This window comes from Marinobacter sp. MIT930201, assembly GCF_047122665.1.
GTDB classification, from domain to species: Bacteria; Pseudomonadota; Gammaproteobacteria; order Pseudomonadales; family Oleiphilaceae; genus Marinobacter; species Marinobacter salarius.
In genome coordinates, this window is record NZ_CP138916.1 from 2,804,225 (window position 1) to 2,825,995 (window position 21,771).

At 60.4% G+C, this 21,771-nt stretch carries 16 protein-coding genes; 7 read left to right on the forward strand and 9 right to left on the reverse strand.

Features of this window, described 5'->3' with window-relative positions:
• Positions 1–50: 50 nt before the first annotated feature.
• Genes SIC19_RS12805 through ptsP form a run of 3 tightly spaced genes read right to left on the reverse strand, consistent with a single transcriptional unit; the run spans position 51 to position 5,589 of the window.
• Complete coding sequence (locus tag SIC19_RS12805) at positions 51–1,790, reverse strand: PTS fructose-like transporter subunit IIB (RefSeq protein ID WP_075194248.1); 1,740 nt, start codon at positions 1,788–1,790, stop codon at positions 51–53.
• Positions 1,787–2,761, reverse strand: a complete 975-nt coding sequence (pfkB, locus tag SIC19_RS12810) for a 1-phosphofructokinase (RefSeq protein WP_075194249.1) — start codon at positions 2,759–2,761, stop codon at positions 1,787–1,789. Before pfkB ends, SIC19_RS12805 begins: the two co-directional genes overlap by 4 nt.
• Positions 2,761–5,589, reverse strand: coding sequence for a phosphoenolpyruvate--protein phosphotransferase (gene ptsP, locus SIC19_RS12815; protein ID WP_075194250.1), 2,829 nt, complete (start codon positions 5,587–5,589; stop codon positions 2,761–2,763). The genes pfkB and ptsP overlap by 1 nt, the downstream gene beginning before the upstream one ends.
• 134 nt (positions 5,590–5,723) lie before the next feature.
• Between ptsP and cra the strand changes: the two genes are divergently transcribed.
• Together cra and SIC19_RS12825 are read left to right on the forward strand one after the other, a co-directional pair.
• The gene (gene cra / locus SIC19_RS12820) at positions 5,724–6,707 is read left to right on the forward strand and encodes a catabolite repressor/activator (RefSeq protein WP_075194251.1); all 984 of its coding nucleotides are present in this window, start codon (positions 5,724–5,726) and stop codon (positions 6,705–6,707) included.
• A 21-nt stretch (positions 6,708–6,728) separates the two neighbouring features.
• A complete protein-coding gene (locus SIC19_RS12825; protein ID WP_075194252.1) occupies positions 6,729–7,280 on the forward strand; it encodes a macro domain-containing protein in 552 nt (183 codons plus the stop codon).
• Here SIC19_RS12825 and SIC19_RS12830 read toward each other — a convergent pair.
• Complete coding sequence (locus tag SIC19_RS12830) at positions 7,277–8,329, reverse strand: ChaN family lipoprotein (protein WP_226909979.1); 1,053 nt, start codon at positions 8,327–8,329, stop codon at positions 7,277–7,279. The two genes, SIC19_RS12825 and SIC19_RS12830, sit on opposite strands and share 4 nt — an antisense overlap.
• Positions 8,330–8,461: 132 nt before the next feature.
• On the opposite strand from SIC19_RS12830, the gene SIC19_RS12835 reads away from it, so the two are divergent.
• Both SIC19_RS12835 and SIC19_RS12840 read left to right on the forward strand, forming a co-directional pair.
• Positions 8,462–10,408 (forward strand): CASTOR/POLLUX-related putative ion channel, encoded by a 1,947-nt coding sequence (locus tag SIC19_RS12835; protein WP_075194253.1) that lies wholly within the window; start codon positions 8,462–8,464, stop codon positions 10,406–10,408.
• Between the two features lie 190 nt (positions 10,409–10,598).
• Positions 10,599–12,188 carry an isocitrate lyase gene (locus SIC19_RS12840; protein ID WP_007154178.1) on the forward strand — a complete coding sequence of 530 codons (1,590 nt, stop codon included), beginning with the start codon at positions 10,599–10,601 and terminating at the stop codon, positions 12,186–12,188.
• Between the two features lie 125 nt (positions 12,189–12,313).
• On the opposite strand, the gene SIC19_RS12845 is transcribed toward SIC19_RS12840, so the two are convergent.
• Genes SIC19_RS12845 through SIC19_RS12855 form a run of 3 tightly spaced genes read right to left on the reverse strand, consistent with a single transcriptional unit; the run spans position 12,314 to position 15,217 of the window.
• Entirely contained in the window at positions 12,314–12,808 is a 495-nt protein-coding gene (locus SIC19_RS12845; RefSeq protein ID WP_036210582.1) for an acyl-CoA thioesterase, read from the reverse strand.
• 41 nt (positions 12,809–12,849) lie between these two features.
• Positions 12,850–13,920 carry a M48 family metallopeptidase gene (locus SIC19_RS12850; RefSeq protein WP_226909978.1) on the reverse strand — a complete coding sequence of 357 codons (1,071 nt, stop codon included), beginning with the start codon at positions 13,918–13,920 and terminating at the stop codon, positions 12,850–12,852.
• Entirely contained in the window at positions 13,898–15,217 is a 1,320-nt protein-coding gene (locus SIC19_RS12855) for a YjgN family protein (protein WP_041332546.1), read from the reverse strand. The genes SIC19_RS12850 and SIC19_RS12855 overlap by 23 nt, the downstream gene beginning before the upstream one ends.
• A gap of 194 nt (positions 15,218–15,411) precedes the next feature.
• Here SIC19_RS12855 and SIC19_RS12860 point away from each other — a divergent pair, with 194 nt between their 5' ends.
• Genes SIC19_RS12860 through SIC19_RS12870 form a run of 3 tightly spaced genes read left to right on the forward strand, consistent with a single transcriptional unit; the run spans position 15,412 to position 19,453 of the window.
• Positions 15,412–17,220, forward strand: a complete 1,809-nt coding sequence (locus tag SIC19_RS12860) for an SLC13 family permease (protein WP_036210577.1) — start codon at positions 15,412–15,414, stop codon at positions 17,218–17,220.
• Positions 17,221–17,229: 9 nt separating this feature from the next.
• Positions 17,230–18,699, forward strand: a complete 1,470-nt coding sequence (gene senA / locus SIC19_RS12865; RefSeq protein WP_226910029.1) for a selenoneine synthase SenA — start codon at positions 17,230–17,232, stop codon at positions 18,697–18,699.
• Between the two features lie 10 nt (positions 18,700–18,709).
• Positions 18,710–19,453, forward strand: coding sequence for a putative 4-mercaptohistidine N1-methyltransferase (locus tag SIC19_RS12870; RefSeq protein WP_041332547.1), 744 nt, complete (start codon positions 18,710–18,712; stop codon positions 19,451–19,453).
• Here SIC19_RS12870 and SIC19_RS12875 read toward each other — a convergent pair whose 3' ends face one another.
• Both SIC19_RS12875 and SIC19_RS12880 read right to left on the reverse strand, forming a co-directional pair.
• Positions 19,454–20,095: a methyltransferase domain-containing protein gene (locus SIC19_RS12875; RefSeq protein ID WP_075194255.1), complete on the reverse strand. Its 642-nt coding sequence runs from the start codon at positions 20,093–20,095 to the stop codon at positions 19,454–19,456.
• A complete protein-coding gene (locus SIC19_RS12880; RefSeq protein ID WP_036210567.1) occupies positions 20,095–21,669 on the reverse strand; it encodes a cation:proton antiporter family protein in 1,575 nt (524 codons plus the stop codon). The genes SIC19_RS12875 and SIC19_RS12880 overlap by 1 nt, the downstream gene beginning before the upstream one ends.
• Positions 21,670–21,771 lie beyond the last annotated feature (102 nt).

The window sequence follows — 21,771 nt, forward strand, 5'->3', positions numbered from 1 at the left end:
CCATCGCCGCAAATACCGGGGGCGTCAAGCGCCCCCGGAGGGGAGGTCTGCTAAGAGGAGGCGGTTGCCACCTCGGCCTTGCCGGTCTTGATCATGGCGTAGCCAAACCCGATTATCAGCGAACCGATGGCAATGGCGGCCACATAGGGCAGTACTGTGCTTACCGCGTTGGGAATGGCGAGCACGAACAGACCGCCATGGGGTGCCATGAGCTTGACAGTGAACAGCATGGACAGGGCGCCCGTGATGGCGCCCCCTACCATGCACACCGGAATCACGCGCAGTGGGTCTTTGGCCATGAAGGGGATCGCACCTTCGGAGATAAAGCACAGCCCCAGTACGAAGGAGGCCCGCCCGGCCTGCCGTTCGGCCTCTGCAAACTTGGCGCGGGCAATAAAGCTCGCCACACCCATGCCGATGGCGGGCACCATGCCCGCGGCCATGATCGCCGCCATGGGGGCCGAACCACCACTGCCTTCCGAGAGTAAACCGACACCGAAGGTATAGGCGGCCTTGTTCACCGGACCGCCCAGGTCAAAGCACATCATGGCTCCGAGAATACCGCCCAGCAGGATGGCGTTGGTGGTGCCCATCCCTTCCAGGAAGTTGGTCAGCCCATCCATCAGGGCGGCGGCGGGTTCGCCGATCACGTAGATCATGGCCAGGCCGGTGACCAGGCTGGCCAGCAACGGAATGATAAGGATGGGTTTGAGGGATTCGATGCTCTCGGGCATTGGCAGCTTCTGGCTGATGAAACGGGCGACGTAGCCCGCCAGGAAGCCCGCGATGATGCCGCCCAGGAAGCCTGCGCCAAGGGTGCTGGCCAGGTAGCCGCCAATCATTCCCGGCGCCAGGCCCGGCCGGTCGGCGATGGACCAGGCGATATAGCCGGCCAACAGGGGAATCATCAACTGGAAGGCGGTGCCGCCGCCGATCTGCATCAACGCGGCTGCCAGGGTGCCCTCCTCTTCAAACGCGTCAATGCCGAACACGAATGACAGGGCGATCAGCAGGCCGCCGGCTACCACCATGGGCAGCATGAAGGATACGCCCGTCAGCAAATGCTTGTAGGGGCCGCGTTTCTCGCCACCACCTCCTGAGGTCGCTTTTTTCTGGCCTTCCTCGACAGAGGCATTGGTCATGGCGTCATCAATGGTGGGCCCCGGTTTTTTCAGGGCGCTGCCGGTGGACGTGCGCCAAAGCCGCTTGCCGGCAAAACGGCTGGGGTCGACTTCGATATCACAGGCCAGGATCACCAGATCCGCCGCCTCGATTTCCTCGGCGGTCAGCGGATCCTGGGCACCCACGGAGCCCTGGGTTTCCACGCGGATCTGATGGCCAGCCGCGGTCGCGGCGGCGGTCAGGGCTTCTGCCGCCATAAAAGTGTGGGCGACACCGGTGGGGCAGGCGGTGACGGCGACAATGCGTTTGCCTGCGTTACCTGAGGTGGCAGGCTCGGGCTGTGAAGCCTCTGTTGGTTGATAGGGCTCGGCCTGCTTTTCGGCCTGGTCCAGAATCGACGCGGGATCGGGCAGGGCGGCCGTTACCGGGACCTGATAGAGGCGTTTGCCGGCGTAGGCGTTCAGGTCCGTTGGTGTTCCTGTTGCGGCAACGACCAGGTCCGCCGAGGCGATGACATCCTCGGGCAGGGACGACAGTGGTTGCTGCGGGCTGCGAATGTCTGTTCTGGCTTCCCAGCCCTTTTGCTGCGCGGCCCTTTCCAGGGCCCGGGCCGCCAGGAAGCTGGTGGCCACGCCCTGAGGGCAGGCGGTTACAATGATCAGTTTCATGATGGCATCTCCCCATTGTTGTTGTGCCCGGGCCAGGGGGTAAAGAGAGTGACGCGGGTTTGCTGAATCAGTTGGATAAAGTCGTCGGCCATTGGATCGCCAACGCCAATGTGTCGAACGCACTCGGCCGACAGCGCGGTGGCGGTTGACAGCACCTGTTCCGGGTGATGACGTTCGAGCAAGCCGTGAATCATTCCGGCCAGCAAAGTGTCGCCGGCGCAGACCGTGCTCGTGGCGGTCACGGGCGGTGGCAACGCTTGCCAGTTGCCCTTCGGCGACAGCCAGAGCACGCCTTTCTCGCCCATGGAAATCACCACATTGGCGATGCCGGTGGCCTGAAGTGAGCGGCCTGCCTCGGCGATGGCGTCCAGGCTCTCCAAAGGGTGCCCGGCCCATTCGGCCAGCTCTTCCGTATTGGGCTTGATGCCGTCTGGCAGCGCCTTAAGCCCGGCTGTGAGGCCTGCGCCGCTGGTATCCAGCCACACCGGGATGTCTGCTTCGCGAGCCAGGGTGACCAGTTCCGCCAGTGCCTCGGGCGGAAAGCCGCCGGGCAGGCTGCCAGCAATGGCAACGGCATCGAACCTGTTCTTCAAGTTACCCAGGCGTGCCTTTAATCGGTCCAGGGCATCCGCGGGTACGTCAAATCCGGGCCCGTTCAGATCGGTCACACGACCATCGCCCTCGGCAATTTTCACGTTGATGCGATTCTGCCCGGGGATGCGGACAAAGTGGTCTGCCAGGATGTCAGACGAGAACAGGCGGTCGAAGGGCGCGGCGTTGATGTCTCCCAGCAGTCCGGACACGGTCACGGTATGGCCGAGGCGTGACAGCACACGGCCCAGGTTAATGCCTTTGCCGGCAGCCTCCAGACGTGTGGACCGAGAGCGGTTCACGTTACCCAGCCGGATTGAGTCGGTCTCGGCATTTAGGTCCAGCGCCGGGTTCAGGGTGATGGTGAGTACCCGGGCCATTACAGTGTCTCCAGGGCGTCGCGCACTTCGGCTGCGGTGGCCTTGCCCAGCGCCAGTTTCGCCTGTTCACGGGCGTGTTCGCGGCTAAGCCCGCGGATACAGGCTTTGACCAGTGGCACTCGCCGGCTGGTCACCGACAGCTCGTCCACATCCAGGCCCAGCAGTACCGGAATAGCCTGTGGGTCGGAGGCCAGCTCGCCACAGATACCCACCCAGCGTTGGTGAGCATGGGCGGCTTCGACGGTCATGCGGATCAGTTGCAGTACCGAGGGGTGCAACCCGTCGGACTCGGCCGAAAGCTGGCCGTGGCCACGGTCGATAGCCAGGGTGTACTGGGTGAGGTCATTGGTGCCTACCGAGAAGAAATCCACTTCCGGTGCCAGGGTGTGGGCCAACAGGGCACAGGAGGGCACTTCAATCATCACGCCCACCTGCAGGCCCTGGCAGGGAATCTCGGCGCGGACCCGTTCGACGATGGCCTTGGCCGCGCGAAACTCTTCCAGGTCCTTGACCATGGGAAACATGATTCGCAGTGGGCGGTTGTCGGCAGCCGTCAGCAGCGCGCGCACCTGGGTTTCGAGGATTTCCGGTCGGGTCAGCGACAGGCGAATACCGCGCAGCCCAAGGAAGGGGTTGTCCTCGTGGGGAAGGGGCCAGTAATCCAGGGGCTTGTCACCACCCACATCGAGGGTGCGTGCGACCAGTGGCAGGCCGTTGAGGGCGTCGAAGGCATGGCGATATTCCTTCACCTGGGTGTCCAGGTCAGGCGCGTCCGGATGCTCCATGAAAATGAATTCGGTACGCAGCAGGCCAATGCCATCGGCGCCCCGGTCGACAGCATCCGGGGTGTGGGCGGTGTTGCCAAGGTTGGCGCATACGTCGATGGTGTGGCCATCGGTGGTGGTGGCTGGCTCGTTCCGGCACTCGTGGGCGTCCGCCTGCAGGCGGGTGAGTTGGTCCAGGCGACGGTCAATGCGGTCGCGGCGCTCGGCGCTGGGATTGGGCACCAGGCAGCCGCGTTCGCCGTCGACCACCAGGTTCGTTCCGTTGCTGATGGTCAGGATACGGTCACCAGCCCCGACCACGGCTGGGAGCCCCAGCGCCCGAGCCAAGATGGCGCTGTGGGATGTGGCGCCACCACGGGCCGTGATCAGGCCGCGAACGCGTTGGGTGTCCAGCCTTGCCACATCGGAAGGGCCCAGGTCGTCCGCCACCAGTACATAGGGTTCGTCCGGCGGTGTCGGCATGGCCACCCCGCAGAGGTTGGCCAGCACGCGCCGGCCAACATCCCGCAAATCTGCCGCCCGTTCGGCCAGAAGCCGGTCTGCCAGTGCTTCCTGGGCACGCGCGGCGGTATCAATGGCGAGCCACCAGCCGGCTTCGGCAGACGCGCCTTCGTTGATGGCTTCCAGGGCGGCCTGGTAGAGATCGTCATCCTGGAGCATTTCCACATGCACCGACAGAATCGGTGCTGCCTCACCGCCTTCGGCCTGGCGAATCAGCGTGCGCAGTTGTCCGTCGGCCTCGTCGATGGCCCGGCCCAGTCGGCTGGTCTGTTCACCGGCATCGCTGGCGGTGGCGGGGTAGTCCAATGTCGGCTGGCGCATGACGAAGGCGGGTGCCAGAGCCAGGCCCGGTGAGGCGGCGACCGCTTTCAGCGGTTCGTCATCGGCCAGAGGTTCGGGTTCCGGCTCGGCAGGCGCCGGCTGGCTCTGTTGTTGTCGAAGCGGGGAGATGGTTTCTCCGAGCCCGTCATTGATGGCCTGGCAAACGGCTTCTACCGCCTGTTCCGCATCGTTGCCGGTTGCGGATATGATCAGGGTTTGCCCCCTGCGGGCACCGAGGCCGATGATCCGGGTGAGACTGGTCGCCGATACCGAATTGCCATCGCCGTCCTCCAGGCGGATGCGAATGTCTGCCTTGTGCTGACGGGCTTCCTGTACCAGTTGTTTGGCGGGCCGGGCGTGTAGGCCATGGGTATTCAGCAGGCGCACCCGGTCGCTGACCGCATTGGCCTGCTCACCGGAAAGCCGGGAAAGTACAGCATCCACGGACTGGCTTTCCAGGGGGATGTTCTGGGCCAGGAAATTATCGATACGTTCCAGCAATTCGCGGCAGTCGTCGCCAGGGCCCGCCAGGCAGAAAACGCCGGCGAGGTCGTCACGGGGTTCTTTGGGGGTTGCCAGTGCCAGCGCAGGTCGGATACTGCCAACGCTGTGGTGAACCAGCCAAAACCCCTGGCCCAGCCCCACGGGTGGCTGGCTGACAATTTCTTTCATAAAGCTGGCGTCGACACAGCTCAACCCCTGTAGTCGGGCAGCAGCGCTGATGGCCAGTTCGCTGGTGGTCCGGGTGTTAACACCCAGGCAAAGGGTCTGAGCGTCGCATTTTGGCATCACTGGCTCCTTCGACAATAGGGATACCAGCGCCTCGGTGTCATCGGCCTCGGCCAGTTTCTGCGACAGGCCGGGTTTGTCCAGTACGCGGGTCAGGTGGCGCAGGATATCCAGATGCTCATCCGACTGGGCCGCAATGGCGACCAACACATGCACAGTGGCGTTGTCATGCCAGGTAACGCCGCCGGGAAACTGCAGCACGCGGATGCCGGTGCTGGTGACCGCCTCGCGGCTTTCCGGTGTGCCGTGGGGGATGGCAATGCCGTTGCCAAGGACGGTGGAGGACTGTTGCTCCCTGGCCAGCATGCCCGCGTGGTAGTCGGGAGTGGTCCGGCCTGCATCCTGCAGTTCCTGGCTGGCCTGGTTCAGGGCATCCCGCCAGTCGGTTGCAGTGCAGCCCAGGCGGATATCATTGGCTGTTAGCGTCAGCATGTGGGGAGCCTCGCCTTGTTGTTGTGAATACCAGTAAAATCTAGGTTGCTGAATCGTGTCAGCAAACATAGAATGAATCATGAAACAGATATGATCAGAAATCAAGCAATCTGTGCCCAGGAGGACTCGGCCCCATGACCCTTGCAGAACTTGCCCGCCTGGCGGGGGTGTCCCGCACCACCGCCAGCTACGTGATCAATGGCCAGGGGCCGGCCCGCCGGATCAAGCCGGCGACTATCGAAAAGGTGATGGCGGTTGCGCGGGACAACCACTTCCAGATAGACCCGCAAGCCGCGTCGCTGCGTGGTGGGGCCAGCCGCACCCTGGGGTTTATCCTGCCGGACCTGGAGAACGCCAGTTACGCCCGCCTGGCCAAATTGCTGGAGCAGGGTGCCCGTGCCCGGGGCTATCAATTGCTGATTGCCGGCTCCGGAGATGACCCGGATACCGAGCGCGAGCTGGCACGTTCTCTCAAGGCAAGGCGATGCGATGCCCTGATCGTTGCGAGTGCCCTGCCACCGAATGACCCCTTCTACCAAGAGTTGCAGGAGGAAGACCTGCCGGTGATCGCGGTGGACCGATCGCAATCACCGGGTGTGATCAGTTGCGTGGTCAGCGACAATCGCAAGGGCGCAGCCACACTGGCCCGTTCAGTGCTGGAGCCGGGCACCGGGTCGGTGGTCTGGCTTGATGCGGTGCCGGCGCTGGCAATGACACGGGAGCGCCGCGAGGGCTTTGAGGCGGTGGCTCGGAGTCGCAGTGGACAATGGGCGGTCTACAGTGGTGAACACTATGACCGAGCCTCCGGCGCCCGACTGATGCAGCTGGTGCTGGCGGATCAGGGGCTTCCGGATGCGTTGATTACCGCCTCGTACACCCTCTTGCAAGGGGTGCTCGACGTGCTGCTGGAGCAGCCGGGAGGCTTGCCGCAGTCCCTCAGAATGGCTACCTTCGGAGATGACCGGCTGCTGGATTTCCTGCCGGTCAAGGTTCACTCGTTACCCCAAAAACACGAAGCCATTGCCGAGGCAACGCTGGACCGGGCGCTGGCTGCCATCGCAGGTCACGGCGAGCCGGAAACCGTTATTATCAACCGCTCGCTGAAGCGGCGACGCTGAGGCAATGGCCGGGAGGTTTCCATGGCACAGGTTGAACTGAACGGAAAAACTGTGGAATGCGTTCGTGGCGACATCACCCGCCAGGATGATCTGGAAGCAGTCGTTAATGCCGCCAATGCCCAATTGATGTCCGGGGGCGGTGTCGCAGGCGCGCTCCATGCGGCGGCAGGGCCAGGGCTGGCTGAAGAGTGCCGGCCCATGGCGCCGATCCGCCCGGGTGAGGCGGTGATTTCAGGGGCGCATAACCTGCCAAACCAGTACGTCGTCCACTGCCTGGGGCCCGTTTACGGTGTGGATGAACCTTCCGATCACTGGCTGGCGGAATGCTATCGCAATGCCCTTGAGTTGGCAGACAGTAAAGCAATTGAATCCATAGCGTTTCCCGCCATTTCGGCAGGGGCTTTCGGTTACCCGGTGGAAGGGGCTGCAGAGGTTGCCATGGCGACGGTCAGGCAGGTATTGCCGCGTCTGGGAAGGGTTAGGTATGTGCGCTTCGTGCTTTTCAGCGCAGCGGACGAGGCGGTTTTTTCCCGCGCCATGGGGGCGGCTTTCGCCAAGGCTGGTGAGGCTTAGTCGCAGGTTGTTTCTGGCACCTTCCGGAATGCATCCATCATCGATTCGTGTCCCCGTGCTTCGTCCCGGTACTCCGGGGGCAGCGGTAGCAGGAAGTAGAGATAGTCGCCCTTGTTTTGGTTACCGGTGAGCGGTAGTTCGTCGCCGTCGGGCTGTGCTTCCATAAAAACCGGGCTTATAACCGCTACAGACAGCTCGGGGTTTCGCTGCAAAAGGGCCTCTACCGTGCCCAGGCGCTCCTCGCTGTGAAAGGTGCCCGTCAGGTGAATGACCTGGTGCTCGGGGTGGCGTTCCCTTGCGGCCAGTATCCGGCTTGCCATGGTGTTGTCCCGCAGCAACTGGGCGTGATAAGTGTTCTGCAGTCGCTCATTGTCGGCGGTGCCATGCCGGCCGCCCATGGTGCCAAAGAATTTTTCCCGGTAGGCTGCGCTGCCTGCGAAGGGCGCGTCTGGGATGTGGCGTTTCCGAGCTGCGTTCAGGTCCGCCAGATACTCGGGCCCCTCGCGTCCCACGCAGCGAACGATATCACCCGGAGCGTTTGCGGCGATGACCGGCAGGCCCTGGCGACGAGCAAATTCCACCAGCGGTCTGTAGGCGTATTGGTAGATAGGCCAGGCGCCGGCATCCTCGACCAGTTCCATTTCGCCAATGTCGCCGGCCAGGTAGCGGTCCAGCACCGGCTGCCGGTCCACCTCGAACTGTTCCATGGATAACAACTGTTCAGGGCGATGCTGGTACAGATGAGCCTGCAGGCGGGATTGGAGCAGGTGAGCGCCCTGGTGGCCGTGATATTCGCCAATCATGACCACATCCTGTTCCGCAAGTCGCTCGGCCAGTTGCGGTATGGAAACCGCCGTGCCGGATACGGCCTCGACCACGGGGGCATGATAGTGGGTTTGTGGTGGCGCCGGTTCCGGTGTTGGTGCCAGCAGGGAGCAGCCCGTCATCAGCGGGATGACAGCAAGTGACAATGTGATCGGCGCATGGGACATGAAAAACCGGCCAGTCTTGCAGCCGCTCAGGGCCGCGTTGGAGAACTTGATAGACATCTATACGATGCTGCGGATTGCGTAGCCAGTCAATTGTTCGTGAACGAGCGTGCTATAAGGCACCGCTCCGGTTTTATTCCATACGTTCTGCGCTATGCTACCGACATTCCCCATCTTGCCAGAAGGACGATCATGATCCCCTTTCGTTTTGTTGACCGCGTGAAGTTCATCGTTGAGCGCCAACTCGTAAAAGGTGCGGGCTTTCAGTTGTTAGTGGTGGGTGTCTTTATAGGCATCATTTCGCTTGTTGGCGGGCTGCTGGTGATCCCCCTTGGAACGCCTTTTGAAGATGTCGGCGATGCCATCTGGTGGGCTTTTTTGCGGCTGACGGACCCGGGCTATCTCGGAGACGATGTGGGTAACTGGCAGCGGTTTGTGTCCACCATTCTCACCGTCAGCGGTTATGTGGTTTTCATGGGCACGCTGGTGGCGATCCTGACGCGCTGGTTGATCGCCAAGATGACCGACCTGGAGCGGGGGCTGACCCCGGTTACCCTGCGAAACCACATCGTAGTTCTGGGCTGGACCAGCCAGACCTTACCGCTGCTGGGCGAGTTGTTGGGGTCATCAGGGCGCATGCGCCGTTTCCTGGAAAAACGTGAAACCAACCGCTTACGCCTGGTGGTGCTTTCCGAGCATGCCTCGGCGGCCCAGGTGCATGAGTTGCGCGACGAGCCCGGTATCGGGCGCAAGTCTCGCCAGATCATCCTCCGTGCCGGCGCTGCCATTCAGCCGGATGCCTTGCAGAGGGTAGCCTGCCTGGATGCCGCGGCTGTCATAGTGCCCAGTGCCTCCCATCAGGCGGGCAGCCTGGTGACATCGGACGTGGAGACCGTGAAGGCGTTGCTGTCCATTGCTGCTCAGGCACGACACCTGGGGGCATCACTGCCCTTTGTCATTGCCGAGATACAGGATGTGCGCAAGCTCCCGGTGATTGAGCGCGCCTATCCCGGAGAGGTGGAGGTGGTTGCCGGCGATGCCACCATAAGCCGGCTAATGGTGCAGAACATCCTCCATCCGGGGTTGTCGGAAATTTACAACGAACTTCTGACCGCCGGTGAGGGTTGCGAAATCTACATCCGGGGTGGCGATGCCCTGGCGGGACTGTCCCTCGGAGAATTGGCCTCTCTGCGGCCCCAGGCAATTGTGCTGGGTATTCTGAAGCGGTCGGGCAAGGCCTGGATGGTGAGGATGCCGGCGTCGTCAGACACGGTGATTGAGGCCGGGGACCGGGTTGTCATGATGGCCAGGGACTACACCGAAACCGAGTCGGATTCGAAGGTGCCGCCGCTGCCGGTTATCACTCGAGGTGAACCCGCAAGCCGGGCTGTCTCGCTTTCAGGCGGGGTTCACCGGATTCTTGTGCTGGGATGGAATCGCCGGGTGCCAAGCCTGATCGATGAGTTTTCCAGCTACAGCCAATGGCGGTTCGAGGTGGATCTCGTTTCGGTAGTGCCTGCCAAGGAGCGGGAACAGGAAATTGACCGTTACCTGGGGGGGCAGCGGGACGTGATCTGCCGCCATATCGAAGCGGATTACATGGTGGAAGGCGAGTTGAGGCGGGTTGGGCCGCTCAACTATGACTCCATTATGTTGTTGAGCAGTGATCGTCTGGCGTCCGGCGAGGAAGCTGACGCCCGTGCCATGGTGGGTTACCTGCAACTGGAAGACCTGTTGAGTGAGGGTGATAGGCGCCCGCAACTGATCATGGAACTGAGCGACCCGGACAATCGAAATCTGTTAATGGGCCACCAGAGTGAAATGCTGATCAGCCCAATGATCATCAGTCACGTGCTTGCTCAGGTCGCCCTGCGGCGGGAGCTGAGGGTGGTGCTGGATGAGCTGTTTACGGTGGGCGGTGCTGAGGTGCAGTTCCGGGATCCCCAGAACTATCCTTTGCCTGCCAGCGCGGATTTTCAGGTACTGGAGAAAACGGTCGCTGCGGAAGGAGAAGTGGCGCTGGGCATATGGCGCGCGCAGCCCGACTCGTTGGGGCGGCATCTGGCGCTGAGCCCGCCACGGGACGAGTATCTTGACCTGAATAGCGCTGATCGGCTCGTTGTTCTTTGCAATGCGTGAGGGAAGATGTCTTCATTCATACAAAAAATGCCGAATATAGATAATATAAATTTCAATTATAAAATCAAAGCCACTAAAGTAACCCTCAATGTCAGCGGTCTGGTTATTTTTTGAACGGACGCTGGCTCGCTGAAGTCGCTTTTATGCTTCATAAAAGAGCACCTCAAACCTTAGAAACAGGACTGAGACCATGCCATACGCAAAAGACGTTGACGCCATCGCTTCCCTGCTGAAGCAAAACCCGACCTGGAACGCCATCAAGCCCGAGCACGCGGCCCGCATGCGCGCCCAGAACAAATTCAAGACTGGTCTGGACATCGCCAAGTTCACCGCGAAAATCATGCGCGAAGACATGGCGAACTACGACAAGGACACGGCTCAGTACACCCAGTCCCTGGGTTGCTGGCATGGCTTCATCGGTCAGCAGAAGCTGCTGTCCATCAAGAAGCACTTCGGTACCACCAAGCGTCGTTACCTGTACCTGTCTGGCTGGATGGTTGCGGCCCTGCGCTCCGAGTTTGGCCCGCTGCCTGACCAGTCCATGCACGAGAAGACCGCTGTATCTGGTCTGATCGAAGAACTGTACACCTTCCTGCGTCAGGCGGATGCCTGGGAACTGAACCACCTGTTCCGCGCCCTGGAAGAAGCTCAGAACGCTGGCGACAACGCCAAGGCTGACGAGCTGATCAAGCAGATCGACAATCACGAAACTCACGTTGTGCCGATCATCGCCGACATCGACGCTGGTTTCGGTAACGCCGAAGCAACGTACCTGCTGGCCAAGCAGATGATCGAAGCAGGCGCTTGCTGTATCCAGATCGAGAACCAGGTGTCCGACGAGAAGCAGTGTGGCCACCAGGACGGCAAAGTGACCGTTCCTCACGCCGACTTCCTGTCCAAGATCAACGCTGTACGTCTGGCTTTCCTTGAACTGGGTGTGGACGACGGTGTGATCGTTGCCCGTACTGACTCCCTGGGCGCTGGCCTGACCCAGAAGATCGCTGTGACTGAAGAGCCGGGCGACCTGGGCGACCAGTACAACAGCTTCATCGACGGTGAAGTAATCGAGAAGGCTGAAGACATCAACAACGGCGACGTTGTGATCAAGCAGAAAGGTCAGCTGGTTCGTCCCAAGCGTCTGGCATCTGGCCTGTTCCAGTTCAAGCCTGGCACTGGCGAAGACCGTGTGGTTCTGGACTGTATCACCAGCCTGCAGAACGGTGCTGACCTGCTGTGGATCGAAACCGAGAAGCCCCACGTTGGCCAGATCGCTGCCATGGTTAACCGCATCAAAGAAGTGGTTCCCGATGCCAAGCTGGTTTACAACAACAGCCCGTCCTTCAACTGGACTCTGAACTTCCGTCAGCAGGTATTCGACGCGTGGAAAGAAGAAGGCAAGGACGTATCTGCCTACGAGCGCGCCGACCTGATGAATGCCAAGTACGACGAAACCGACCTTGGCAAGCTGGCCGACGAGTGGACTGCCAACTTCCAGCGTGACGGGTCACGTGAAGCCGGCATCTTCCACCACCTGATCACTCTGCCGACTTACCACACGGCTGCTCTGTCTACCGACAACCTGGCCAAGGGCTACTTCGGTGACGAAGGCATGCTGGCCTACGTTGCAGGCGTTCAGCGTAAGGAAATCCGTCAGGGTATCGCGACTGTGAAGCACCAGGACATGGCCGGTTCCAACATCGGTGATGACCACAAAGAGTTCTTCGCGGGTGACGCAGCTCTGAAGGCTGGCGGTAAAGACAACACCATGAACCAGTTCTAAATAACGGTTCGGGTGTTGTTCCCGGGCTTGCCCGGGACCTGCCACAAAAAAAGCCCTGCCGGGATTCCGGCAGGGCTTTTGTCGTTTAAGGGGGTAAGGGCCATGGGGATAGGGAGTGGAATTCCTTAGTGGCGTTCACTCAGCTTCTTGCGGGTTTCCAGGCGACCTTCCCGACGGATTTCGGCGTTGTTGAAGCGGCGTTTCTCGTCGTCGGTTTCCGGCTCTACCGCAGGCACGTCCACGGGATTGTCGTTCTCGTCCAGCGCCACGAAAGTGAAAAATGCGGAAAGGATATGTCGGGACTCTCCGGTGTAGCTGTTTTCCGCTTCCACCCGAGCTCCGATTTCCATGGATGACCCCCAGCTGCGGTTCAGGGCAAGGCTGAACAGCAGGGTATCGTTGCCCTTGGCGGGCGCGCGGAAGTGAATGGAGTCCACCGCTGCCGTGACGCAGACATGGCCGGAGTGTCGTTCCGCCACCACCAGGGCCAGACGGTCGCACTTGGCCATAATCATGCCCCCGAACACCGTCTGATGTGCGTTCATGTCATTGGGAAAAACCTTGTAGACATGTTTGTCGATGGCAGAGGCCGCAACCGGCCTGGTGGGTCTGGATGGCATCGTGTGTGCTCCCTGTGATGAACGTATCGCTACTATACCGATCAGGGCGTCTGTTTAAAGCGTTCGATGCGCTCGCCCGTTTCCGGGTGGCTCGACAGCATGTCGCGAAGGCTGTCCCACCGGCTAGTGCCTTCCTCGGCCTCTGAGGAACGGTCCTCGCCATGAGCAGCCATCAGGCGCTCCATGATGGTAACGAAGTGGGTCGGGTCCAGGTCGTGGTCCGTCATTGCTTTCAGGGCATAGGCGTCGGCCTCCCGTTCCATGTCACGGGAGTAGGACAGGCTCATCATGACCGCCGGAACCACTACGGTTGCGTCGGAAAACGCAGACAGGTCACCGGTCATCATCACGATCAGCCAGAAAGTCAGTGACGATTGCACCATGCCTTTCATGCCATGGTTATGGGCGACATGGCCGATTTCATGGGCGAGGATAGCGGTCAGTTCGTTATCATCTTCGGCGAGGTTCACCAGATCGTCCGTGAAGATCATCGTGCCGTCCGGCAATGCCATGGCGTTGGTGCCGATGGCGGGAGACGAGCGGAAAATCACTCTCAGGTCTTTGCCCGCCACTGGCATCAGGAAAGGCTCGAAATGGGCCTGCAACGCCTGTTGGCGTTCCTCTGAAAGCGAAGAAGGTTCAAGCCAAGTGCTGTCCAGCGTGGTGAGTGTGGAGTCGCCAACCTGCTCCGCTATACTGTTCGGGAGTGCATTGGCCACGGCCTGGGCCGCCCAGGGCACGCCCCAGACAAACGCAGCGCCGGTGGTCGCAATCGTGACGACGACCGCAACCAGAATCAGCCCCAGGTGATTCTCCAGCGCGTGCAGCAGCCGATTGCCACGCCCCCGCCGGGATTGCCGGCTAAGCTGATCCACCGCGGCGTTGTCTTCGGTTTCAAAGACCCCATCGTCAGGCAGGTGGAGGTAGCGGGGGGCGTTGCCAATCCGTGGTGATATGGTCACATCGTCGTGCGCGAGGCGCAGTCGGGTGTCTCCCGCATCAACGATGATCACGCCAGCGGCGGAGCGCAATACTGCGCCCCGCCGGCTGGAGTCATTACCTGAATAGAACTGGCCTTCGATCGTGACTTCAGATGGCGGCGAAGTCGACATCGAAGGCATCTCCCAGTTCCTGTCCCAACGCGCTGGTGCGGTTCTGCTCGGCTGCAACGAAGTGGTTCAGGTCACCGCTGACCATCATGGCCGTGCAGGAAGCCCGATACCTTGCCATGCGCACCTTGGCCCAGGGGGTGAAAAGGCCAAGGGTGAGGACTACGAAGAAACTGTTGGACAGGTAAATCCACACCATTTGCAGCGGTTGCAGGCGGGATTCAAAGCCGTGACGGTCGAGGTGGACGGCATTGAGGAAGAGGTTTGAAATGCCCGCCATGAAATAGCCGAACAGTGTCAGGTAGCCAGCACCGGCAATGATCGACCCGACGGTAAAGCCGACATAGCGCATGGCGAGGAACGCCGCAACACCGAAGGCAATGGCGATCAGCAGGCCTTTTCCGAAGAAACGGTAGTAGGATCCGGTATCGGCTTTGAGCGCGAACTCGGTGGTGCCGTATCGGCTGCCGTTAGCGATGAATTCGTGGGTTTTCTTCATCACCAGTGGGGTAAGCAGCAACAGGGTCAGCATGTTCAGCAATGGCCACACAAACGCCACCATGAAAGCCTGGCCATAGCGGCCCTGAAAGTCGAAGCGGATGTTGCGGTAGGCACTGTTGACGGCATTGAACCGCAGCGAGCGCACCATGATCCAGGGTACGAGGGGGATAAATGCGATGGCAAAGACCACGGCAGCTTCAACATACATCTCGGAAAGCACCACGTAGACAACCAGGACAGCCAGGGCAATCAATCGACCTTTGAGGATAGTGATCGGGCTGGCCAGGTACTGGAAACTGGCTCCATCGAGTTTGGTGTTGCCGTAGAAGTATTGATTGTTACGCACCGTGGCCCAGGCCGAATAAATGCCAAGGGTGACAATGGTCAGCAGGATGTTGACGATCCAGATTCCGAAATACTCGCGGCCGTTGCCGGTGAACTCCAGCGGTGTCTCCCGTTGTGGACCGGTCGGGGTGGCCGTTGCTGGCTCGTCGTCTGACGACGCTGGCGGTTGGGCGCCGGCGGTTTCCAATTTGGGGTTTACTGCAGCGGCGGGCTGTTTCGCAATTTGCACTTCGGCACCAGCTTTTGTCAGTCGCTCCTGGTAAACCAGGGCGTCCGCGTGACTGAGACCGGACTTGAGTGTCTTGGTGGCACCGCTGAAAAGGCTTGCAGTACGTTCGTCGGAGATCCGAAACAGGGCTTGTACATTTTCCCTGACTTCTGCGTCGTCGAATCCTTCGAGAATCCGCCCGGCAAACGTTATCTGATAGAGTTCGTTGTGGAGTTCCTTGGTCATGACGTCCCTTGTACCTGTTGTTCCCTGATGGGGTGTTCATGTCACCCGTTGTAATCGAAAGATGGTGCTGCGCTCGTAAAAGACCGCTACGGGAAGAAAGTTACCAGAAATTCATGCGGCATGCGCGATATCAGGCACAAATAATCCATGTTAAACCGACGATAAACCGTCGGATGTAAAATTAAGGGGTAGGCGTGACCACAGAGCAGGGAATTGTCTTCGCAGTGTTGGGGGCCACGCTGGCTCTGTTCATCTGGAACCGGCTGCGGTTCGATGTGGTGGCGATGCTGGCGTTGTTGGCGATTGCCATTGCCGGGCTGGTGCCCACTGACGAACTGTTTGCCGGCTTTGGTCACCCTGCCGTGGTGACCGTTGCGGCGGTTCTGGTGATCAGTCAGGGCCTGGTGAATGGCGGTGTGGTGGATAACATAGCCCGGTTCCTGGGGAAGGTAGGGCACCGACCCACCATACAGGTGCTTACCCTGACGGCGGTCGTTGCGCTCTGTTCCGGTTTTATCAACAACGTGGGTGCGTTGGCGCTGTTGATGCCGGTAGCGGTGTGGATGTCCAGGGAGGCAGGGCGCTCGCCCTCATTGCTGCTGATGCCACTGGCGTTTGGTTCGCTGCTTGGAGGCACCATGACCCTGATCGGGACGCCTCCGAATATTATCATTGCCAGCTATCGGGAAGGCAGCGAAGCGTTCGGTCTGTTCGATTTTGCGCCGGTGGGCGCTGCGATCACCTTTGCCGGTGTCGCTTTCATCGCCCTGGTGGGGTGGCGATTGACGCCCAGAAGGGGCGACGAAAGTGGGGATGACGACAAGCTTTTCAGCGTTGGCGACTACCTGACCGAACTGAAGATCCCCGAAGGTTCTCCCCATGCCGGCGCGACACTCCACAACCTGCTGGCGGAAAGCGGGGAAGACCGGGACGTGGTGGTGCTGGCGCTGATTCGCGACGACAAACGCCAGCTTGCGCCATCAACCTACAAGGTACTGCAAGAGAACGACCTGCTTCTGGTGGAATCGGACACCGAGAGCCTACAGGCGTTCCTTGACAACACCGGCCTGGAACTCGGTAGCCAGGATGACTCCGAATCCGAAGAGGACAAAACGGCACGGAAAAGCCGTAAAAAGGAACTGAATGAAGGTGAGGTGCAGCTGACCGAAGCGGTGATCACCCCTGAATCTTCCCTGGTGGGGCAGACGGCCAATCGCCTCAATTTGCGCGAGCGCAACGGCCTCAATATTGTTGCCGTTGCCCGGCAGGGGCATCGGCTGAAGCGCCGGCTGGGGGATATTCGCTTCAATGCCGGTGATATTCTGCTGGTGCAGGGCTTCGAAGACACCCTGACCGGTACGCTGTCCAACCTCGGTTGTCTGCCGCTGGCCGAACGCGGGTTGCGCCTGGGCTCTTCCCGCAAGACCCTGCTGGCATCCGGCATCTTTATCATCAGTATCGTTGCCATTGTCAGCGGTTGGCTGTCAGCCCCGGTGGCGTTGGTGTCCGGCGCTGTGGCCATGGTTTTGACCAAGCTGATTGACGCCCCCGGTGCCTACCGGGCCATCGACTGGTCTGTGATTGTGCTGCTGGCGGCGATGATCCCGGTGGGACAGGCGCTGGAAACCACGGGTGGCGCAGAGTTGATCGCCGGCCAGATGCTGGCAATTGGTGACGGACTGGCCCCGTCGGCCGTGCTGGTCATGGTTCTGGTGGGAACCATGCTGTTATCGAACGTGGTCAATAACGCGGCGGCGGCCATTCTGGTGGCGCCTATTGCACTGAGCCTGTCCGCTGAACTTGGCATGGCCTCCGATGCGGTGCTGATGGCGGTTGCGGTCGGCGCGTCCTGCGCCTTCCTGACGCCCATCGGTCACCAGTCGAATGCGCTGGTGATGGAGCCCGGAGGCTATCAGTTTGGCGACTACTGGCGTTTGGGCTTGCCGCTGTCGATCCTGGTCACCGCTGTTGCCGTACCGATGATCCTGCTGGTTTGGGGGTGACGAAGAGTGATGAAGGGTGATGAGCGCGAGCATCGAGAGCGTTCCCTGTACCAGGCTCTCTGTTATGCTGAAGGCGAGAAACGGGTAATCGACGGAGCCGACATGACGCAGAGCGAACAGGCGCAGAAAACAGAACTGCTGGCCGAGTTGGAGGCGACCCGCCAACGGACCTTTGAACTGGTGGACTCCCTCAGTGATGAGCAGCTTGAGGTGCCCTACCACCCGGGCGTGAACCCGCCACTTTGGGAAATGGGGCACGCGAGCTTTTTCTACGAAGTGTTCGTTTTTAACCTTCTGGATGGAACCCCGAGCTACGATCCGTCCATGGATGACCTCTGGGATTCGTTTCACATTGATCATGGAGACCGTTGGAGTCGCAAACTCTTCCCCGGCCGTGAGCAAACCCTTCAGTATTTCAACACCATCTACGATCGTGTTGCGTCGCGCATCGCACAGCAACCACTGACCGACGAGGCCCTGTACCTCTATCGCTACGCCATTTATCACCAGCACATGCACATTGAGTCGATGACGTGGTGTCGGCAGACGGTTGCCCTGCCTGCTCCCCCCGGCATTGTTGGCGCCTTGCCAGAACGTGTGGAGCCTCTGCCCGGCGATGCACTCATCCCCGGCGGTCGCTACCAGATTGGAATGCCGGGCGAGTCTGACTGCTACGCCACCACCGACTTTGCCTTTGATGGGGAAAAGCCGCGTTTCGAAACCACGGTGGAGCCGTTTGCAATTTCCCGCACCCTTGTTTCCAACCGCGATTTCCTGGCGTTCGTTGAGGATGATGGCTACCGGCGACCTGAACTCTGGTCTTTCGGAGGACGCAAGTGGTTGAGTACCGAGACCGATACTGCCCTGGTGCATGGCAGCTCCCAGCCAATGTTGCGGGAGCCCAGGCATCCACTTTACTGGCGCTGGCACGAGGGCGAATGGCAGGAGCGAGTGTTTGACCGCTGGCAGGCCCTGAATCTGGATGCGCCTGTCGTCCACGTCAGCTATTGGGAGGCCGAGGCCTATTGCCAGTGGGCCTGCCGCCGCTTGCCAACAGAAGTGGAGTGGGAGGCTGCGGCACTGGGTAACCGGATTGGCGAGGATTTTCGTCGTTTTCCCTGGGGGAATGAACGCCCAACACCCGACCATGCGGATCTCGACGCCACCCACATGGCGCAGCAGCCGGTGTGGGATTATCCGGCGGGTGATAGCCGCTCCGGCTGTCGCCAGATGATCGGCAGTGTCTGGGAATGGACCAGCAGTCAGTTTCTTCCCTATGACGGATTCAGGGTCGATATGTACCCCTTTATGTCTACCTTGCAGTTCGGTGATCACAAGGTGACCCGGGGTGGTGGGTGTGCGACATCTTCATGCCTGATCCGGGGCACTTACAGGCAAGCCTATCTGCCCCTTCGCAACGACGTGTACACCGGGTTTCGCACCTGTGCGCTGTCGGATTCGGCTTCTGGTACACGCTGAGGATCTTGATATGAATGTCTATGAAACCGACGAACTACTCGGGCAGTACCTGGGGTTCCATTTTGGTGAAAGCCATTTCGGAGTGGGGAATTATCCCGCCCGCTGCGCCGGTATCTGCCAGGAGTTGATGGCAGGCCGGGATAAACGACGAGCGCTTGATCTTGGGTGCGCGGTGGGCCGAACCGCCTTTGAGCTTGGCCGGGTCTTTGACCATGTGGTGGGAGTGGACCTTTCCCGCCGGTTTATCGATGCGGCGACTACCCTGCAGAAGACCGGAGAGATCGATTACTTCCGCCGCGACGAAGGGGAACTTGGCGAACGCGTAACGGTGAGCCTGAATGCCCTGGGGCTCGACCGGGCGACTGAAAAAGTATCGTTTGCCACCGGCGACGCCAGCAACCTGGGGCCGGAACATGTGGATTATGACCTGGTCTTCGCGGGCAACCTGATTGACCGTCTTCAGGATCCGGGCGCCTTCCTGGAAAGCATCCATAGACGCCTGGCTCTGGGCGGCACCCTGGTGATCAGCTCGCCCTATACCTTGATGGATGAATTCACCCCGATTGCCAACTGGATTGGCGGATACGAACGCAATGGCCAACCCTATACGGTCTATCAGGGTATGAAAGAGATACTCTCGCACCATTTTGAAGAGATACAGCCGCCCAGGGATGTGCCGTTTGTCATCCGGGAAACCCGCCGTAAGTTTCAGCACACCATTGCGGAGCTCAGTGCCTGGCGTCGAACCCGGTGATCAGTCCCGGCGGGTAAAAAATGCTGTCTGGGTAGGGTGCCCAACGTCGGGTACGTAGTCTCCAATGCCTCCAAATCGCACGTCATAGCCGTTGCGCTCGGCCACACCACGGGCCCAGCGCTGGAACTTGGGCCTGTCCCATTCGAATTTGTGGTCTTCCTCGCGGAATTCACCCGGCGCCAGGTCGAACAGGGGGTTGTACTCCCGATTTGGCGTGGTCATGAACAGATACCCTGGCCGGTATTCCCCGAACACCGCGCGTTCCACCCTCGACAGCTGCTCTGGCCGGACATGTTCAATGGTTTCCACCATGGCGGCCGCATCGTAGCCGGTCAGGGTAGGATTGCTCTCGGCGTAGGAACCGCGGACCAGCCGGATCCTCGGAGTTTCTTCGCACAGGTATTCAGCGAGCACGGCGCGGGCCTGCTGAAGAGACACGCCGGAATCCTCAAGGCCGGTTATGCTCTCGAACTGTGGGTCGGCAAGCATGCGGTAGAGCAGGGAGCCGGAACCGCAACCCAGGTCGAGTACACGCCTTGCCCCGGTCGACTTCAGGGTACGCAATACGAAATCCAGACGCTCCTCGTGGAGGGAGGTCATCTGGGTCATCATGCTGTTATCCGGAGCCTTGAGTTCGTGCATCAGGCTTTTGCGTTCTCCGTTGGTGATGGTGCCTGGCCGTCGCGATGCAACACCTGGCTTGCCAGGGCGACGCCGGTTTCACTCATGGTCAGGTAAGCCTCGTCCGCACCCGCTTCGCGAATTCGCTCTGCTTCGTCGGCGTACAGGGTATGCGCCACAATATAGCCGGTGAAGCCCTTTTTCCGAAGGTTTCTGGCGGCGATCAGTTTGCCTTCGATGTCACCCATGGCAAGGATGACGGCTTCAACCGCGGGCATGTGCAGCCCCTGCCAGAAAGAGATGTCCTCCGCGTCACCAAAGACCACGTTGCGTCCTTCCTTCTGGTGTTTTTCCACCTTTGCCGGGTCGGAGTCAAGCGCCTTGATCAGTGGCTCCTCACGAGCAAGCTGGTCATAGGCGGCTGAGCCGGTACGGCCCATACCCATCACCAGTAATCTGGTGTTGCCCAGGGAGATCGGTTGTTCGTCGGGGTGGCGCCGCTGGCTCTCAAAGGGAGCCAGACGGGCACTGAAGCGCTCATAGACCGTGTGGGAAAGCCGGTTCACGGGGGCAGACACCACGAAGGACAGTGCCACGGTGATGGCCAGGGGGACCAGCCACTCCGGCAGGGCGACACTGGCCACGATAAGGCCAAATTCACTATAGTTGGTCAGTGACAGGGCGCTCAGGAAACTGCTGCGAGAGCGCAGGCGGAAGGCCAGCAACAGGAAGAAAAACAGCACCCCTTTCAGGGGTACTACCAGCAGCGCTACGGCTGCAAACAGCAATGCCTCACCATCCGGCAGGCCGCCGATGCCAATCTGCAGGAAAAAGCCCACCAGGAACATTTCCTTTACGCTCCATAGCGACTTGGCCAGTTCCTGGGCACGTGGGTGGTTGGCCAGCATGGCGCCAAGCACCAGGGCGCCAAGCTCCGAGCTCAGCCCCACTGCTTCAAAACCGAGCCCGCCAAGAACCAGAGCCAGCAGGAGCCCGAGCAGAACCAGCAACTCATCGTGACCACTGGCATCCAGCAGTTTGAACAGCAGCGGTCTGAGCAGGGGCAGGCCAAAGATGATCAGCGCCCACTGGGAGGGCGTCTGGCCGGCGGCCAGACTCATCACCACGAGGGCAATCAGATCCTGCATGATCAGGATTCCGATGGCGACACGCCCATGGAAGGCTCTCAGTTCACGCTTTGTTTCCAGCACCTTGGCGGCCAGCACGGTACTGGAAAAGGAGAGTGCGATGGCGAGCAGAAATGCAGTCTGCCACGTGAGTTCCATCAGCAGGTAGAGGCCGGGGGTAAACACCGCACAGGTGATGCCAAAGTGAAGCAGGCTGCCGCCGATGACTTCAGGGCTGATGATGGAACGTAGCTTCAGCTTCAGGCCAACGGTAAACAGCAGCAACAGGACGCCCAGGTGGGCGATGTGTTCAAGAACATCGGTAGCTTCAATGGCCAGGTCAGTGGCGGCGGAGAGACCGCTCAGCACAAACCCTGCTGCCAGGTATCCCACCAGGGGCGGCAGGCCAATGGCTTTGACCGTCAGGCCGAGGACAAAGGCAAAGGATATCCATAGTGCTTCGGGCATGGGTCACTTCACGGTTTAGAAACAAGGCTCTGGCAAGGCTACCGTGTTTCCGTCGGGCCGTGTAGTCAAAACTGACTTGTCGTGCCAGTTATCACGCGTTGG

Excerpts from the sequence above, each read along its gene's own strand:
- SIC19_RS12875 (WP_075194255.1), bottom strand. The coding sequence starts at position 20,095 with ATGCACGAACTCAAGGCTCCGGATAACAGCATGATGACCCAGATGACC.
- SIC19_RS12830 (WP_226909979.1), bottom strand. The coding sequence starts at position 8,329 with ATGTCTATCAAGTTCTCCAACGCGGCCCTGAGCGGCTGCAAGACTGGC.
- SIC19_RS12880 (WP_036210567.1), bottom strand. The coding sequence starts at position 21,669 with ATGCCCGAAGCACTATGGATATCCTTTGCCTTTGTCCTCGGCCTGACG.
- SIC19_RS12840 (WP_007154178.1), top strand. The coding sequence starts at position 10,599 with ATGCCATACGCAAAAGACGTTGACGCCATCGCTTCCCTGCTGAAGCAA.
- SIC19_RS12870 (WP_041332547.1), top strand. The coding sequence starts at position 18,710 with ATGAATGTCTATGAAACCGACGAACTACTCGGGCAGTACCTGGGGTTC.
- senA (WP_226910029.1), top strand. The coding sequence starts at position 17,230 with ATGAAGGGTGATGAGCGCGAGCATCGAGAGCGTTCCCTGTACCAGGCT.
- SIC19_RS12805 (WP_075194248.1), bottom strand. The coding sequence starts at position 1,790 with ATGAAACTGATCATTGTAACCGCCTGCCCTCAGGGCGTGGCCACCAGC.
- pfkB (WP_075194249.1), bottom strand. The coding sequence starts at position 2,761 with ATGGCCCGGGTACTCACCATCACCCTGAACCCGGCGCTGGACCTAAAT.
- SIC19_RS12850 (WP_226909978.1), bottom strand. The coding sequence starts at position 13,920 with ATGTCGACTTCGCCGCCATCTGAAGTCACGATCGAAGGCCAGTTCTAT.
- ptsP (WP_075194250.1), bottom strand. The coding sequence starts at position 5,589 with ATGCTGACGCTAACAGCCAATGATATCCGCCTGGGCTGCACTGCAACC.
- SIC19_RS12825 (WP_075194252.1), top strand. The coding sequence starts at position 6,729 with ATGGCACAGGTTGAACTGAACGGAAAAACTGTGGAATGCGTTCGTGGC.
- SIC19_RS12845 (WP_036210582.1), bottom strand. The coding sequence starts at position 12,808 with ATGCCATCCAGACCCACCAGGCCGGTTGCGGCCTCTGCCATCGACAAA.
- SIC19_RS12855 (WP_041332546.1), bottom strand. The coding sequence starts at position 15,217 with ATGACCAAGGAACTCCACAACGAACTCTATCAGATAACGTTTGCCGGG.
- SIC19_RS12835 (WP_075194253.1), top strand. The coding sequence starts at position 8,462 with ATGATCCCCTTTCGTTTTGTTGACCGCGTGAAGTTCATCGTTGAGCGC.
- cra (WP_075194251.1), top strand. The coding sequence starts at position 5,724 with ATGACCCTTGCAGAACTTGCCCGCCTGGCGGGGGTGTCCCGCACCACC.